The sequence below is a fragment of the Shewanella sp. genome (assembly GCF_048265805.1).
Lineage (GTDB): Bacteria > Pseudomonadota > Gammaproteobacteria > Enterobacterales > Shewanellaceae > Shewanella.
Genome location: NZ_JBLXAT010000005.1, coordinates 182,710 through 197,583, shown reverse-complemented (window position 1 = coordinate 197,583; position 14,874 = coordinate 182,710). Strand labels below are relative to the sequence as shown.

The window sequence follows — 14,874 nt, the reverse complement described above, 5'->3', positions numbered from 1 at the left end:
TCTGCAAAACCAAATTTATAAGCTAATTCAGTAAACTGTGAATAAAGCAATAATAGAAAAGCAATTAAGAGAGTGGACGTGAGTGTTTTTTTCATTTTTTATTCCTTTAAACGAATTTGTCCATATTGTCTCAGCAAAAACTGTACCAATCGCTAAACGCAGAGAATATGCGGCATTCAGCGCTTTTGAAGACATTGTAAAATTGCTGTTTTCGCTAAAAATTGGCGAAAACCCTAAATTTAATGCGTGTCACATAACGCCGCGTTAAGGGCGTCGGCACACACTACAAAAGTGACCGCACAACGCCCTAATCACTAAACCAAACGCAAATTGAAATGCCAAGCGTGCCAAGTCCGACTTTAACGCCTTGTTAGCTGATAATTTCGACCCACTGTTTCGGATTAGCCGTGATAAAAACAAACGTTGACTCATTTGATAAAGTGATTCGAATCGCATCGGTTGTGATCGGAATGATCCCACCACCCTTACCCACATCTTGAATCACTGACCTTATTTCATCACGCTTGATATGGTAGGGACCGAGGCCAAGCTGCTCATTAAATGGGACAAAAACAACCTCTGTATCCGTCAATGACAGCTTACCATCCGCCTTAGCCACGCCTATTTGTACCGTTGCAAATGATGACTTTATCGGTTCTTTAAACATAGACAATCCTTTTTCTGATGAATCTCCCACTTACCAGCTAACGCCGCCAGCAGCGGGTTTGAAGTCCAGCGACCAACGGGAGCGTGGCTGACTAGCCTTGTTAGACGAATCACAATTTACTTTTAACACAATGCACTATTGGTCGTAATACACCACGGGTAATGCCGCGCAAAAATATACTACGCGCAACCAGCCTTGCTATCGGCGGACTGACTGTATAATAAATGGAAACAAACAACCTTCCTAACGTAGACTTTTTTAGTACATTATCTCGCCATAATCGAAGGGTATTTACTTCGCTTGCCAAAGGCGTTCCGAAAGCAGCAGTTGCGACAATGCACTGTGAAGTCTTAATTGCGTTAAGGTTATTCTGAATATCGATATCTCTCGGATTCAACTCAGCCGCTCGCTCCAATAAAGGTATAGCTTCATCTTTATTTCCTTTTCCTTCCCAAAGCAACAAAGCTTTAAGGTTAAGAAATACGGGATTGTCTGAGTCAATCTCTAAAGATCGATTGATATATTGAAGCGCTAAATCAACATTTGCAGGATTCGCTCCAGCTAATGCTGAGTTTGAACCATAGACTTGCTTATTTGCTTGCAATTCATGCAGGATAAATTGAGCTTTCAAATGATACTGCTCAGCTTCGCTAGTCCTATCTATTTCAGAATCTTCCATGTGCTCTCCTTACTTTGTTGTATGCGTCTCGTCTAACATTTTATTCGTGCGCATGCGTGTTTCCCAAACCTATTATCTAACCGGCAGGATTTATAATCACATGATTTTAATGGTATTTATTTATATTGAAGTGTAAAAACGCGCACGAGGTTGGGATAAAATTTGTGATGATTTCAATATGACTGTAAGCCTGTCCAGCGTTTAGGCATTTCAAAGAAGGACAACATTCAAATGAAATGGATGACAATTTGTCAGCGAGAAAGCCTACGTTTGACTGTGCCATAGACAACGAGTCAATTCGACTTGGGCATTATCACTTACATGAAGGCAGCGTTCTGGCGGAACGCTGCCATATAAACAGAAAGGTATGTCTATCAGATTCGTGAACTAACGCCCAGCCAGTGCTTCTGCTGGCGCAATACGGCTAGCACGAAATGCGGGATATACCGTGGCAAACAAGCTCATGACTAATGCGGTAGCAATCACTAATACGATATCGTGCACTTCAATCCGCGATGGCAGAAAGTCGATGAAATACACATCGGCGGACAGAAATTGATGACCTGTCAGCTGTTCAATTTTAGCGGCAAGCGATGACAAGTTGTCAGCTAACAACACGCCAGCCACGCCACCAATGACGGCACCGACCACGCCGTTGAGTGCACCTTGCACAATAAACACCACCATCACAGCACGACGTTTTAGCCCCATGGTCATGAGAATGGCAATCTCAGCCGCTTTATCACGCACCGCCATGACTAAGGTAGACACAATATTGAAGCAAGCTACGGCAATCACTAGTGCTAAAACTAGATACATCAAGGTACGCACCATCTGAATATCTTGATAGAGATGGCCTTGGGTACGGGTCCAATCACTGACATACATCAGTTGCTGCTGTTGCCGACCAAACAAACGCACCAGCGATGGCGCTTCAAACACGCGAGCAACACGGATCCGCACGGTATTAACGGCATCACCGAGCCCCATCAATGATTGGGCGTATTTCAGCGGCACATAAGCGTTGGCATAATCTAACTCCCCGCCGATACTGAAACTGCCACTAATCGTTAAGGTATGGCTACGCGCACGGCCAATCTGGCCTAACCCCGCTTGCGACTTGGGTGGCGGCAGATAAAACGTCACTGCATCGCCCACTTTCAAGCCCATTTTGTCGAGGATACCTTGTCCCATCACAATGTTGGCTTGGTCGCCTTGCAAGCTCTGCCATGACTCGGCAGACATAAATTGCGGCAGACGTGACACCTTGGCTTCTAAATCAGGCTCGATGCCAGTGATCTGCACCCCTTCAAAGCCCCCTGGCTTTTGCAACAATCCTTGAATTTTGACATTGGGCGCGGCGGCCACAATGCCCTCAATACCGCTGGCTTGCTCGACCATTTGTGGCCAAGTCGTAAACGGCGTATCGGCAGCCAATAACTCGCCATGCGGCACCACGCCCAGCAGGCGTTTTTCTAGCTCAGTTTCAAAGCCGTTCATGGCAGACAACACTAGGATCAGCACTGCAACGCCAAGGGCGATGCCTGAGGTAGAGGCAAATGAGATAAAACTGACAAAACCGCTGCGCTCACGCGCGCGATAAAAACGCCAGCCAATGGTTAACGGTAACGGCCACGACATCAGTTTTGCCCCGCCGCATCAACGGGCTGCAGATGACCATCCACCATATGCAGTTGTCGGTCCATGCGCGCTGCCAAGACTTGATCATGCGTGACGACCACAAATGCAGTGTTGTACTGTTTGGCAAGCTCTTGCACCAACTGGTACACCGCTTCACCACTGCTGGCATCAAGGTTACCGGTCGGTTCATCCGCCAACACTAAACGCGGCTGATTGATCAACGCTCTGGCAATTGCCACGCGCTGCCGCTCACCACCAGAAAGCTCCGACGGCAGATGTTTTAAGCGGTGGCTCAAACCCACGCGCTCGAGCAATTCTGCCGCGCGCTCAGCCACCCGTTTTTTGTTTTCACCCGCAATCCAACCCGGCATTGATACGTTTTCTAACGCGGAAAACTCAGGTAACAGGTGGTGGAATTGGTAGATAAAGCCCAACTGCTCGTTACGCATCTTGGCTTGTTTAGTGACGGAAAGGCGATACAAGTCCTCGCCATCAAGTAACACTTTGCCAGCAGAGGGTTTATCCAATGTACCCATGATATGTAGCAACGTGCTTTTACCTGAGCCAGAGCTACCGACAATGGCGAGCTGCTCGCCAGCATTGACGGTGAGTGACACTTCATGCAGCACAGGCGTGCTGACTTTGCCTTCTTGATAGCTTTTGCTTACGTCTATCACTTGCAACAACGGCGGCTTTTCCATGTAACTTTCTCTTTGTTATTCGTAACGTAACGCATTGGCAGGTTGTACCGCCGCGGCGCGTGCCGCTGGATACAGTGTAGCAAGCAAGGTCAGCACCACTGTGCCAACGGCAATTAAGCCCAGTTGCCCGAGATCTAGCATCACGGGCAACTGCTGCCCTACGCCCAAAATGTGCAGCCCAAAGATGCTCATAATCGGATTAATATAAAGTGTGGCTAATACACCGACCGTTAGTCCCAATATCAAGCCGACCAGTGCATTCATTGACCCTTGACTGATAAATACCAACATCACGGCGGCGGGACTCAGTCCTTGGGTTTTTAACACCGCCACATCGGCGGTTTTATCCACCACCATCATCACCAAGGCGGAAACAATGTTAAACGCTGCCACGGCAATAATCAGGCTCAGTAGCAGCGACATCATGTTCTTTTCCATTTTTACCGCAGCAAACAGGTGGCCATAGCTATCGCGCCAATCGTTCACCTGCGCGTCGATGCCCTGTGCTTGCAGCAGCTGTTCTACAGGCTGCGCTAATGCTGGGGCGAGGAACGGATCAGTGAGGAAGATACGTAAGTCTTCAATATCATCACCGTTTTTGCGCATCAGGCGGCGCGCATCGCTGTAGTGTAGGTACGCGACATTGGCATCCACCTGCGAGCCCATTTCAAACACGCCCGCCACGGTAAACGTACGTTGGCTTGGTACTGGGCCAAATGGTGAATACACCACGCCTTCACCGCTGAGTAAACGGACTTTATCCCCCGGCACCACACTTAAACGTTGCGCCAGTTCGCTCCCTAACAGCACATAATAACCACCAGCTTGTAACAATTTAAACGCTTCATTAAAGGTGTGTGCCGCCAACGGCGACAGTGATTTGTCAGTCTCAGGAAACACACCATACACCGCCACCGCTTGAATATTACTCGGTGACTGCACCATGGCTTGAGTAAAGATAGATGGCTCGACACCTTTGACACCCGGCAACGCGTTGAGGCGAGTTTCCACTTGATGCCAATCCGCCAGCGGCTTGGCGGTATGAACCGTCAGTTGTGGAATAGCGCCAAGAATGCGTTGTTTGAGTTGGCCTTCAAGGCCGTTCATTACCGAGCTGACAACAATCAGTGCTGCCACCCCGAGAAAGATACCGCTCACGGCAAAAAAAGTGATAAATGAGGCAAAAGCGTTGGACTTACGCGCGCGCCAGTAGCGATAGCCTATAAAACACGACAGGGCAGGATTCATGTGAAGCGCCGCATCTCCCTTGCTAAATCATTGAAGTGGGCACGATAATAGGTGGATTACCCCGTTAATTACAAGAGGCATCGCCCTTGAATACCGACAGTAACGCTTATTTCAGTGTATTGCACCCGTTTGATGCCTATTTGTCACTCTGGCCCGCAGGCAAAGCACTCCCCAGTGAAGACGAGTTGCACCGCTTAAAATCGAAAGGGATGCAGCTCATCAGCGAAGTTAAAGCGCTTGAGGGCAGCTACATGTTGCAGCTGCGTCATCTGGGCGATGACGCTCGTGCCATTGCTGATTATATGAAGTTGCAATCGCGTAAAATCGACTTGGTACTGCAACATCTACTAGAGCAAGAGACCAAAGATGGCGTTCACTGCACCGGGTTACAATTTGGCGGCAGTAACTGCCAAGTACACAGCGACCAACCATTTGAAGTGCATCAGTTGGTTAAACTGACGCTGTTTATCCGCGAAGAAGTGCTCAGCATCTTATGCTTTGCCGAGGTGATTGATTGCCGTATCGATCCGGATAACCAAGCCGCATACTTAGTGGACTTAGCCTACCGCGTGATCAACGACGCCGAAGTGGAACAGTTAGTCAAAGCCAGCCTCAATATTCAGCAAAAACAGCTGCAACAGCGCAAAGGTAATCGCTAAGTAGCATGGTGCGCTGGACTGGCACTGAGGGACACAACTCTCTACAATGATGCGCAATTTATTGGCGAGCAGTTGAATCCCTCAGTTAATGACCGTTTTTTCCGTAATGGCGCCACCGAGCGCCAGTAAAGCGGGCGATGTCCGCTACCTTAACGCCCCTGAAGGCGTTGCCAGAGCACTTACCCTAGCGCAATTGGCCAAAGGCCACGATGGTATTTCGGTACTCATAACACCAGACACGCCGAGCGCGATGACGCTAGAGGCGGAGCTGAGTTATCTGCTAGCAGACAACCTGCCAGTGTGGTTATTTCCCGATCGTGAAACCTTGCCGTTTGATAGTTTTTCACCGCATCAAGACCTGATTTCACAACGGTTAGAAACCTTGTCACGGCTCCCCACCGCGCAAAAAGGGCTATTGATTGTCCCTGTCAGTACCTTGATGGTGCGCCTGCCGCCTAAATCTTTCTTGTCTGCCAACGTTATGTTGCTCAAAAAGGGCGATAAATATCCGCTGGAACAGATGCGCCAATATCTGGTCGACGCGGGTTATCACAACGTGGGTCAGGTGTATGAACATGGCGAGTTTGCCATTCGCGGCTCGATTATCGATATTTTCCCGATGGGCTCGGCCGAACCGCTGCGCATCGAACTATTCGATGATGAAGTGGAATCGATTCGCTATTTTGAAGCTGACAGCCAACTCTCAAAAGCCCCTGTCGATGAAATCCGCATGCTACCCGCGCGCGAATTTCCTACCGACGATGCGGCTATCGAAGGCTTCCGCCAGCGCTATCGGCGCTACTTTGAAGTGGTCGTAAAAGAGCCTGAATCTGTCTATCAACAGGTAAGTCGCCACTTACTTCCAGCAGGGATTGAAAACTACCTGCCGCTATTTTTTGATGAAACGGCCACCCTGTTCGATTACCTTACGCCAGCTGTGCAACTGCTCACCGTCGGTGATTTAGCTGCCGCAGCCGATGAACACCTGAAACAGATCCAACAACGTTATGAAGACCGCCGTGTTGACCCACTGCGGCCGCTATTAGCACCACAAGATTTATACCTGCTCACTGACCAACTGTTTGGTGAACTCAAAGCACGCCCTCGAGTACAACTGACCCAAACTGAGCAGAAGCATCAACTGTTGGCGGAATTGACACCACTGCCAGAGCTAACGGTAAACCACAAGTTACGCCAACCGATGGCCGCGTTGGCGGGTTACCTTGCAGAGGCGGGACGAGTGCTGTTTAGTGCCGAATCTGAAGGTCGCCGCGAAGCCCTGCAAGAGCTGTTGAGCAAGATTGGCATTAAGCCGAGCCGCTTTAACAGCGTGGCCGAGTTTATCAACGCCAAAGACAACCACGGCTTAATTGTCTCGCCGCTGTCGCAAGGTTGCCGCTTAACCCAACCCGATATCAGCATCATCTGCGAAACTGAGCTATTTGGTGCGCGCATTTCGCAGCAACGTCGCCGCGATAAACAACGCCAAGTTAGCCAAGATGCGCTAATCCGCGATTTGGCCGAGCTCAAAGTCGGCCAAGCGATTGTGCACATCGAGCACGGCGTGGCGCTATATCAAGGCTTAGAAACCTTAGATACCGGCGGCATGGTGGCTGAATACCTTAAGCTAGAATACGCCGGTGGTGACAAACTCTACGTGCCCGTGTCGTCACTGCACCTCATCAGCCGCTACACCACTGGGCCGGAAGAAGATCCAGCACTGAACAAGCTCGGCAACGAAAGCTGGGCCAAAGCACGCAAAAAAGCCATTGAACGTATCCGCGACGTGGCCGCCGAGCTTTTGGACGTCTACGCCCGCCGCCAAGCACGGCCGGGGTTTGCCTGTGAATTGGATGACACCGAGTACGCGCAGTTTGCTCAAAGCTTCCCATTTGAAGAAACCGTTGACCAAGAAAATGCCATTGATGCGGTATTGCATGACATGCAAGCCGCCACCGCCATGGATCGCCTAGTGTGCGGTGATGTTGGCTTCGGTAAAACCGAAGTGGCTATGCGCGCCGCATTTGTCGCCGTCAACGCCGGAAAACAAGTGGTGGTGTTAGTACCCACTACCCTGCTCGCGCAGCAACACTTTGAAAACTTTAAAGACCGCTTTGCCGATTGGCCAGTGCGCATTGAAGTTATGTCGCGTTTCCGCACCGCCAAAGAGCAGAGCCAAGTGATTGATGCGTTGGCTGAAGGCAAAGTAGATATCGTTATTGGCACGCACAAGCTGCTTAATACTGACGTTAAGTTTGAAGATCTCGGTTTACTGGTCATCGACGAAGAGCACCGCTTTGGTGTGCGTCAAAAAGAGAAAATTAAAGCGTTGCGCGCCAACGTGGATATTCTCACGCTCACGGCGACACCGATTCCTCGCACGTTGAATATGGCGATGTCGGGTATGCGTGATCTATCCATTATCGCGACCCCGCCCGCCAAACGCTTAGCGGTAAAAACCTTTGTGCGTGAATACGATAAAACCACGGTACGTGAGGCGCTGCAGCGTGAAATTTTACGTGGTGGTCAAGTGTATTACTTGCACAACAACGTAGAAAGCATTGAAAAAACCGCCGCAGATCTGCGTGAATTGGTACCAGAAGCACGCGTCGTTGTGGCACACGGCCAGATGCGTGAACGCGAGCTGGAACGGGTCATGTCTGACTTTTACCATCGCCGTTACAACGTATTGGTGTGTACCACCATTATCGAAACCGGTATCGACGTACCAAGCGCCAACACTATCGTCATTGAGCGTGCCGATAATTTTGGTTTAGCGCAGTTGCACCAGTTGCGTGGCCGAGTTGGGCGTTCGCATCACCAAGCCTATGCCTACTTGATGACACCGCATCCCAAACGGATGACCAGCGATGCTCGCAAGCGCTTAGAAGCGATTGATGCCTTAGAAGATTTGGGCGCTGGTTTTATGCTGGCCACACAGGACTTAGAGATCCGCGGTGCTGGTGAACTGCTAGGCGAAGAGCAAAGCGGCCATATCTCCAAAATTGGCTTTAGCCTGTATATGGAGATGTTGGAGTCCGCCGTGAAAGCGCTCAAACAGGGGAAAGAGCCGTCATTAGCGCAGATGCTAAACGAGCAGTGCGAAATGGAGCTACGTATCCCTGCACTGCTGCCAGAAGATTACGTGGGCGACGTGAATATTCGTCTCTCACTCTATAAACGCATTGCCAACTGCCACACAGAAGCCTCATTAGATGAACTGAAAGTCGAGTTAATTGACCGCTTTGGCTTGTTGCCAGAGCCAACCAAAAACCTCATGGCAATGACCTTGCTAAAACACCAAGCAACAGTGCTTGGCATTAAAAAGCTAGAGATGCATAGCCGTGGCGGCAGCTTAGAATTTACCGATGATCATATTGTCGATCCTGGCTTTATCATCGGCTTGCTGCAATCGCAGCCACAAATCTATCGAATGGACGGACCGAATAAGTTAAAGTTCGCCATGACGATGGAAAGCAGCAAAGAGCGACTAGACACCGCACAACTGCTACTTAAGCAGTTAACGCAACACCGGGTGGGAGACCGAGCGTGATAAAACATCTATTGTTAGCAACCGTGGCGAGCCTAACTGCAATGTCAGTACAGGCGGCCAGTTATCCTTGGTATGAAGTTGAGGTGTATCTATTTGAGCGCCCAACCAATGTGACTGAACACTGGCCTGCCAGCCCGCTGACGCTCAAAACTGATAACGCGATTGATTTGATTACACCACAAGTTGCTAATGACATCACCGGCGTATCAATGGCGTTGAATGATTGCAACCAAAACAGTTGGGGCGGCAATAGCTTCGGCCTGACCAGTAGCGGCAGTAGCAACACCCAAACGCCTTGCCAAAATATCAACAGCGGCAACACCTTAGTATTGCCCAAGCATATTCCTGTCAACGTGGTGCCGGTTGAAGGTAAAAACCCTGCACAACCCGCCGCAGTATTGCTCGAAGCCAACAAAGCACAATTTGATGATGAGATCAGCAAGTTACGGCGCTTAGGTGTTGAACCTCTGCTGCATATGACATGGCAGCAAGAGATGCGCCCGCGTCGTACATCGCAACCAATACATCTGTTTGCTGGTAAAAACTACGCTGAGCAGTTTCAAGCCAACGGCATGCCTGTATCAACCGAGGCCAAAAATAACCAATACGGTTATGGCCAACTTACCGAGAAAGCAACTTCAGCACCGGTGTGGCAGTTTGATGGGTTACTGACCATCTATTTGAGCCACTACCTCTATGTGGAAACACAATTCAATTTACGTGAGCCAGAGCAGAAAGCGCTGCAAGCGGATGAAACCATGCAAACAGCGGCGACGATCATTCCTTACCTTAGGGCGATACCGATGGAGCAGAACCGCCGCATTCGCAGTGGCGAACTGCATTATTTTGATCATCCACGTTTAGGTATGTTGTTGCAGGTGAGAAAGATGCAGCAACCAGTGGCAGGGCCACTGGAAGATGACGAGCAGCCAGAAGAGGCTGATGAGCCAACAACTAATGAGTAATCAGTAATTGTGGTTGAGGCTGAAGTCGTCCACAGCGGCTTCAGCCAGTAACGGAAAAGTCGAGATAGATTTCATCGCGGTCATCTTCCTCCACCAACACATCGCGCACATCCGCATAAGGTGGGCCGATTTCGCATTCGGCAATCAATTGATCAACCGCTGGATACGCGCCCTGCACCAACAGCTCGACGCTGCCATCATCTAAGTTGCATACATAGCCCGTTAGCCCTAACGCTCGCGCACGTTGCATTGCATAGCGACGAAAACCCACGCCTTGTACTTTTCCAGTTATCGTTAACAGCACACGTTTCATGGTTTGCCCCTTGCTCAATAACTAACGTTAAATCAAGCACTCTTGCAGCCAAAAAGCAATATTTGTCGACGATTTACCTTACGCTTGCTTGAATGCTTTAATCGCCACCATATGGCTAGAAAGCGATGGAAACTTGTGGGGTTGCTGCCGATCAATAATCACTTGGTAATATTGACCGAGTAGCGCCTCGCTGCGGCTACTGTCGAGCAACTCATCTTCGGCAGAGAGCAAACATAAGGCCTGTTGCCGATTCTTGGTTCGAAAATCGGTAACACACTTGTGGGCAATATCGGCGTATTCCTCGGGACGATCAATTTTATCGCCCATGTTCTCTTCCGGCCACAGGTTCGGATTAACTAACACGGTACGAATGCCAGCCAAAAAGCCGATACGCTCCGCCCAAAATCCGCCTAATCCAACACCGACCATTAACGGCTGATGATCCTCTGTCAGCTTAAGCTGCTTATGTACCTCATTGAGCAGATGCTGCATATCGTACTTAGGATACAAGGTGCTGTAACTCACCAGGCGCACGTCATCATCAATAAACTGCAATTGGCGAATTTTCTCATGGTTGCCGGGGCTGGTTGCATCAAATCCATGTAGATAGAGAATCATCAGTGCTGTCCTTTACTCGTTGCCGTAACCTTTCAAACTAACCAAGTTAGCCGTGAATTAGCTTGTGCCACATCAAATTAACATCACGCTGCGCTGATTTTCTGCGCAATTTGCATCGCCGCTTGCCAGCGAGTGTCGTTCTGCAATGCTTGCATCACCTGTGTGCTATCTGGCTTCAAGGCGGCAAACAATGACGCATCCTCTTGTGGCCAAGTAAAATCCTGCAACAAACTGCGGGCGCCTGCGGGGTCGTTACAGACTAGCACCATATTACAACCAGCGGCTAATGCCGCTTGCGCGCGGGCACGATAATCCCCCGCGACGGCGGCGCCTTTCATGCCTAAGTCATCAGAAAAAATCACCCCGTTGAACTGCAATTGCTGGCGTAGCACCTGTTGCAGCCAATACTGGCTGAATCCTGCTGGCTGCGAATCGACCGCTGAATAGATCACATGCGCGGGCATTATCCCTTGCAAACGCCCTTCAGCAATCAAGGTTTTGAATGGTGGCATATCAGTGGCGTCAATCTCAGCAAAGCTGCGCGGATCAACAGCACTCGCTAAATGTGTGTCAACGGCAACGCTGCCATGGCCCGGGAAATGCTTACCAACTGCGGCCATACCTGCTTGCTGCATGCCGCTGATAAATGCGCGAGCAAGCTGGGTGACTTCATCCGCTTTGGGCGAAAAGCTACGAGTGCCAATCACCTGACTAACACCGTTGAGATCAAGCACAGGTGCAAAACTCAAATCCACATCGCAAGCGAGTAGCTCAACCGCCATTAAAAAGCCCAATTCCTGCGCCCATGTTTTAGCTTCTGCCAACGAGCTGGCCGCAGGTAAAATATCGCCCATGGCTGGAATGGCAGTAAAGCCTTCACGGAAACGCTGCACCCGACCACCTTCATGATCAACAGCAATAAGCAGATCCGGCCGCACCGCTCGAATCGCCCTAATCAAGCTTTGCAACTGGCTCCGATGCTGATAATTGCGGCTGAACAAAATCAAACCACCAACGGCCGAGTACTGCAGCACCTGTGCTTCTTCGGGCTGAAGTTGCACACCTTCAATATCAAGCATCAGATAACTCATTCTGTTTCCTTATCGAATAACATGGAGAACACCAGCAATTAGCCCCAAACGGGTAACCGTTGACTATAATAAATGCCCCAGTAATGCCTCGTTTTAGTCAGACTAATGCGATGAGTTATCGATAAAAATAACTAATGCAAACTCGGAGCATTTTTGTGGGATACTGGCGCGCAAAGCACTTGGATATCGCCACATCCTAACCATATTTAACTGGCGGTAACAGCCCTTTAATGGCTGCCAAGCACCATACGCATAATAATAAAGCTGAAATCAAGGTTGCATGATGATTAGCGTTTTCGACATGTTTAAAATTGGTATTGGTCCCTCCAGCTCCCACACGGTTGGCCCAATGAAAGCCGGTAAATTTTTCATCGACCGTTTAGCTGAACAACAGCTACTCGGCGAAGTAGATGAACTGCAAGCCGAACTCTTTGGCTCGCTTGGTCAAACAGGCAAAGGCCATGGTACGGGTAAAGCGGTGATCTTGGGTCTGATGGGCGCTGCCCCGGAGACGGTAGACACCGATACCATTGATGCCACCTTGGCTGACGTGGAACAGCAGCAACAGTTATGTCTTGCGAATCAGCAGCGGGTAAAGTTCACCCGCGAGCATGGCATTACCTTCCATCGTCGTAAAACGCTGCCAGCACATGCCAACGCCATGACGTTATACGCGCTCAAAGCGGGGCAAGTGATTGCGCAACGCACCTATTACTCGGTAGGTGGCGGCTTCATCCTCGATGAAGATGAGATCCTTGCCAAAAACGCCTCACCAGCGACGCCGATGAAACGTGCGCCCTATGACTTTGACACCGCCGCCGAACTGGTCAGTCTATGTAACGACAACGGCTTAAGCATTGCCGCATTGATGATGGCCAATGAGACGAGCCAGCAACCAGAACGATTGGTGCGTGAGCAGTTGTGGCATATCTGGCAGACCATGAAGCAATGTGTCGATAAAGGGTGCCGCAAAGAAGGCATTTTGCCTGGTGGGCTGAAACTCCGCCGCCGTGCCGCCGCTCTGCACCGCCGCTTGAAGGCGGAAAGCAAACATAACGTTGATCCACTCAACACCATGGATTGGGTCAACCTTTTTGCAATGGCGGTAAATGAACAAAATGCCGCGGGCGAACGCGTGGTGACTGCACCGACCAATGGTGCCGCAGGGATCATTCCTGCCGTGCTGTGCTATTACGATACTTTCGTTGAAAAAGTCGATGAAGATACCTGTTGCAGTTTTTTACTGACAGCAGCGGCCATCGGTATTTTGTACAAGAAGAATGCCTCAATCTCTGGGGCGGAAGTGGGTTGCCAGGGCGAAGTCGGCGTGGCGTGTTCAATGGCCGCAGCGGCGTTAACCGAGATTATGGGTGGCACCGTGTCTCATGTTGAAAACGCCGCTGAGATTGGCATGGAGCACAACCTTGGGCTCACCTGTGACCCCGTCGGTGGCTTAGTACAAGTGCCGTGTATTGAACGTAATGCCATGGGCGCAGTCAAGGCAATTAACGCCTCACGCTTAGCGCTACGCGGTGACGGTAATCATAAAGTGTCACTCGATAAAGTGATCAAAACCATGATGGATACCGGCAAAGACATGCGCAGCAAATATAAAGAAACCGCCAAAGGTGGACTCGCAGTTAATATTGTCGAGTGTTAAACAGCAAAAAGCCTGCTTCGCGCAGGCTTTTTAGTTAGGTGCAGTCGTTTTAGCGAATCGGCAAGTCGATGTTGGCAAACATCTCTTCAATCAACATCGAATCTTTAATCGCTTCTGCTTTTTCAACCACATCGCGGGTCAAATGCGGAGCAAAACGCTCAATAAAGTCATACATGTAACCACGTAGGAAGTTGCCCTTACGGAAACCAATCTTTGTGGTACTGTGCGCGAACAGATGGCTGGCATCAATGGCGACTAAATCGGTGTCGACTTCTGGGTTGATCGCCATTGAGGCGATAATGCCAACACCTAGACCGAGGCGTACATAGGTTTTAAGCACATCCGCACTGGTAGCACTGAAGACCACGCGCGGTTCAACACCTGCACGCTTGAAGCCTTTCTCAATTTCAGACGCTTTATCGAAACCGAATACATAGGTGACTAAAGGAAACTTAGCTAACTCTTCAATGCTGATGTTGCTGCGGCTTGCCAGTGGATGATCCTTCTGTACCACCACCGAGCGATTCCAGTGATAACACGGCAACATGATCAAATCGCTATACAGGTGCATCGCTTCAGTGGCGATGGCAAAGTCGGCATCACCTCGGGCGGCAACTTCACTGATCTGTGCTGGACTGCCCTGATGCATATGCAGATTCACTTTCGGATAGCGATGAATAAATTGCTGAATAATCGGTGGCAGCGCATAGCGGGCTTGGGTATCGGTGGTGGCGATATTTAGATCACCTTGATCAGGCTTGGTGTACTCCTCAGCCACCTTTTTGATACTCTCCACTTTACCGAGAATATCGTTGGCGATGCGGATAACTTGCTGTCCGGCCGGCGTAACATGCGTTAAGTGCTTGCCGCTACGGCCAAAGATCTGAATACCTAACTCATCTTCGAGCATGCGAACCTGTTTACTGATCCCAGGTTGTGACGTATATAAGTTTTCAGCGGTAGTCGAAACATTGAGGTTGTGGTTGACCACTTCGGCAATATATCGCAATTGCTGCAGTTTCATGGGCGAGTCCTTGATTTTTTTGTACCGCTAGGTAACAAATTTTCAGCAGTAGATG

13 protein-coding genes are annotated in these 14,874 nt (G+C 49.8%); 4 read left to right on the top strand and 9 right to left on the bottom strand.

Annotation, left to right across the window (positions count from 1 at the left end; genetic code table 11):
• Positions 1-370: 370 nt before the first annotated feature.
• The 5 genes from ACN0TT_RS05490 to ACN0TT_RS05470 form a co-directional block, all read right to left on the bottom strand.
• Complete coding sequence (locus ACN0TT_RS05490; protein WP_417761133.1) at positions 371-667, bottom strand: hypothetical protein; 297 nt, start codon at positions 665-667, stop codon at positions 371-373.
• A 109-nt stretch (positions 668-776) separates the two neighbouring features.
• Entirely contained in the window at positions 777-1,346 is a 570-nt protein-coding gene (locus ACN0TT_RS05485; RefSeq protein WP_417761132.1) for a tetratricopeptide repeat protein, read from the bottom strand.
• 387 nt (positions 1,347-1,733) lie between these two features.
• A complete protein-coding gene (lolE, locus tag ACN0TT_RS05480) occupies positions 1,734-2,987 on the bottom strand; it encodes a lipoprotein-releasing ABC transporter permease subunit LolE (protein ID WP_417761131.1) in 1,254 nt (417 codons plus the stop codon).
• Positions 2,987-3,688 (bottom strand): lipoprotein-releasing ABC transporter ATP-binding protein LolD, encoded by a 702-nt coding sequence (gene lolD, locus ACN0TT_RS05475; protein WP_417761130.1) that lies wholly within the window; start codon positions 3,686-3,688, stop codon positions 2,987-2,989. The genes lolE and lolD overlap by 1 nt, the downstream gene beginning before the upstream one ends.
• Positions 3,689-3,703: 15 nt before the next feature.
• Positions 3,704-4,936, bottom strand: a complete 1,233-nt coding sequence (locus ACN0TT_RS05470; protein ID WP_417761129.1) for a lipoprotein-releasing ABC transporter permease subunit — start codon at positions 4,934-4,936, stop codon at positions 3,704-3,706.
• An 86-nt stretch (positions 4,937-5,022) separates the two neighbouring features.
• On the opposite strand from ACN0TT_RS05470, the gene ACN0TT_RS05465 reads away from it, so the two are divergent.
• The 3 genes from ACN0TT_RS05465 to ACN0TT_RS05455 all read left to right on the top strand — a co-directional run bounded on the left by ACN0TT_RS05465 (position 5,023) and on the right by ACN0TT_RS05455 (position 10,113).
• A complete protein-coding gene (locus ACN0TT_RS05465; RefSeq protein WP_417761128.1) occupies positions 5,023-5,595 on the top strand; it encodes a hypothetical protein in 573 nt (190 codons plus the stop codon).
• Positions 5,596-5,683: 88 nt separating this feature from the next.
• On the top strand, positions 5,684-9,148 hold the full coding sequence (gene mfd, locus ACN0TT_RS05460; RefSeq protein WP_417761127.1) for a transcription-repair coupling factor: 3,465 nt from the start codon (positions 5,684-5,686) through the stop codon (positions 9,146-9,148).
• The gene (locus tag ACN0TT_RS05455; RefSeq protein ID WP_417761126.1) at positions 9,145-10,113 is read left to right on the top strand and encodes a peptidoglycan binding protein CsiV; all 969 of its coding nucleotides are present in this window, start codon (positions 9,145-9,147) and stop codon (positions 10,111-10,113) included. Before mfd ends, ACN0TT_RS05455 begins: the two co-directional genes overlap by 4 nt.
• 40 nt (positions 10,114-10,153) lie before the next feature.
• Here ACN0TT_RS05455 and ACN0TT_RS05450 read toward each other — a convergent pair whose 3' ends face one another.
• From ACN0TT_RS05450 to nagZ, 3 genes are all read right to left on the bottom strand, one after another.
• The gene (locus ACN0TT_RS05450) at positions 10,154-10,426 is read right to left on the bottom strand and encodes an acylphosphatase (RefSeq protein WP_417761125.1); all 273 of its coding nucleotides are present in this window, start codon (positions 10,424-10,426) and stop codon (positions 10,154-10,156) included.
• A gap of 78 nt (positions 10,427-10,504) precedes the next feature.
• Positions 10,505-11,044, bottom strand: a complete 540-nt coding sequence (gene ycfP, locus ACN0TT_RS05445) for an alpha/beta hydrolase YcfP (RefSeq protein WP_417761124.1) — start codon at positions 11,042-11,044, stop codon at positions 10,505-10,507.
• Between the two features lie 83 nt (positions 11,045-11,127).
• A complete protein-coding gene (nagZ, locus tag ACN0TT_RS05440; RefSeq protein WP_417761123.1) occupies positions 11,128-12,135 on the bottom strand; it encodes a beta-N-acetylhexosaminidase in 1,008 nt (335 codons plus the stop codon).
• Between the two features lie 283 nt (positions 12,136-12,418).
• On the opposite strand from nagZ, the gene ACN0TT_RS05435 reads away from it, so the two are divergent.
• Complete coding sequence (locus tag ACN0TT_RS05435) at positions 12,419-13,795, top strand: L-serine ammonia-lyase (RefSeq protein ID WP_417761168.1); 1,377 nt, start codon at positions 12,419-12,421, stop codon at positions 13,793-13,795.
• A 49-nt stretch (positions 13,796-13,844) separates the two neighbouring features.
• Here the strand turns inward: ACN0TT_RS05435 and cysB are convergent, their stop codons facing one another.
• A complete protein-coding gene (gene cysB / locus ACN0TT_RS05430) occupies positions 13,845-14,819 on the bottom strand; it encodes an HTH-type transcriptional regulator CysB (RefSeq protein WP_417761122.1) in 975 nt (324 codons plus the stop codon).
• Positions 14,820-14,874: the final 55 nt, after the last annotated feature.

What these genes read in the sequence shown, in the direction of transcription:
- ycfP (WP_417761124.1), bottom strand. Translation starts at nt 11,044, where the DNA reads ATGATTCTCTATCTACATGGATTTGATGCAACCAGCCCCGGCAACCAT.
- lolD (WP_417761130.1), bottom strand. Translation starts at nt 3,688, where the DNA reads ATGGAAAAGCCGCCGTTGTTGCAAGTGATAGACGTAAGCAAAAGCTAT.
- nagZ (WP_417761123.1), bottom strand. Translation starts at nt 12,135, where the DNA reads ATGAGTTATCTGATGCTTGATATTGAAGGTGTGCAACTTCAGCCCGAA.
- cysB (WP_417761122.1), bottom strand. Translation starts at nt 14,819, where the DNA reads ATGAAACTGCAGCAATTGCGATATATTGCCGAAGTGGTCAACCACAAC.
- ACN0TT_RS05435 (WP_417761168.1), top strand. Translation starts at nt 12,419, where the DNA reads ATGATTAGCGTTTTCGACATGTTTAAAATTGGTATTGGTCCCTCCAGC.
- lolE (WP_417761131.1), bottom strand. Translation starts at nt 2,987, where the DNA reads ATGTCGTGGCCGTTACCGTTAACCATTGGCTGGCGTTTTTATCGCGCG.
- mfd (WP_417761127.1), top strand. Translation starts at nt 5,684, where the DNA reads ATGACCGTTTTTTCCGTAATGGCGCCACCGAGCGCCAGTAAAGCGGGC.
- ACN0TT_RS05490 (WP_417761133.1), bottom strand. Translation starts at nt 667, where the DNA reads ATGTTTAAAGAACCGATAAAGTCATCATTTGCAACGGTACAAATAGGC.
- ACN0TT_RS05485 (WP_417761132.1), bottom strand. Translation starts at nt 1,346, where the DNA reads ATGGAAGATTCTGAAATAGATAGGACTAGCGAAGCTGAGCAGTATCAT.
- ACN0TT_RS05470 (WP_417761129.1), bottom strand. Translation starts at nt 4,936, where the DNA reads ATGAATCCTGCCCTGTCGTGTTTTATAGGCTATCGCTACTGGCGCGCG.
- ACN0TT_RS05450 (WP_417761125.1), bottom strand. Translation starts at nt 10,426, where the DNA reads ATGAAACGTGTGCTGTTAACGATAACTGGAAAAGTACAAGGCGTGGGT.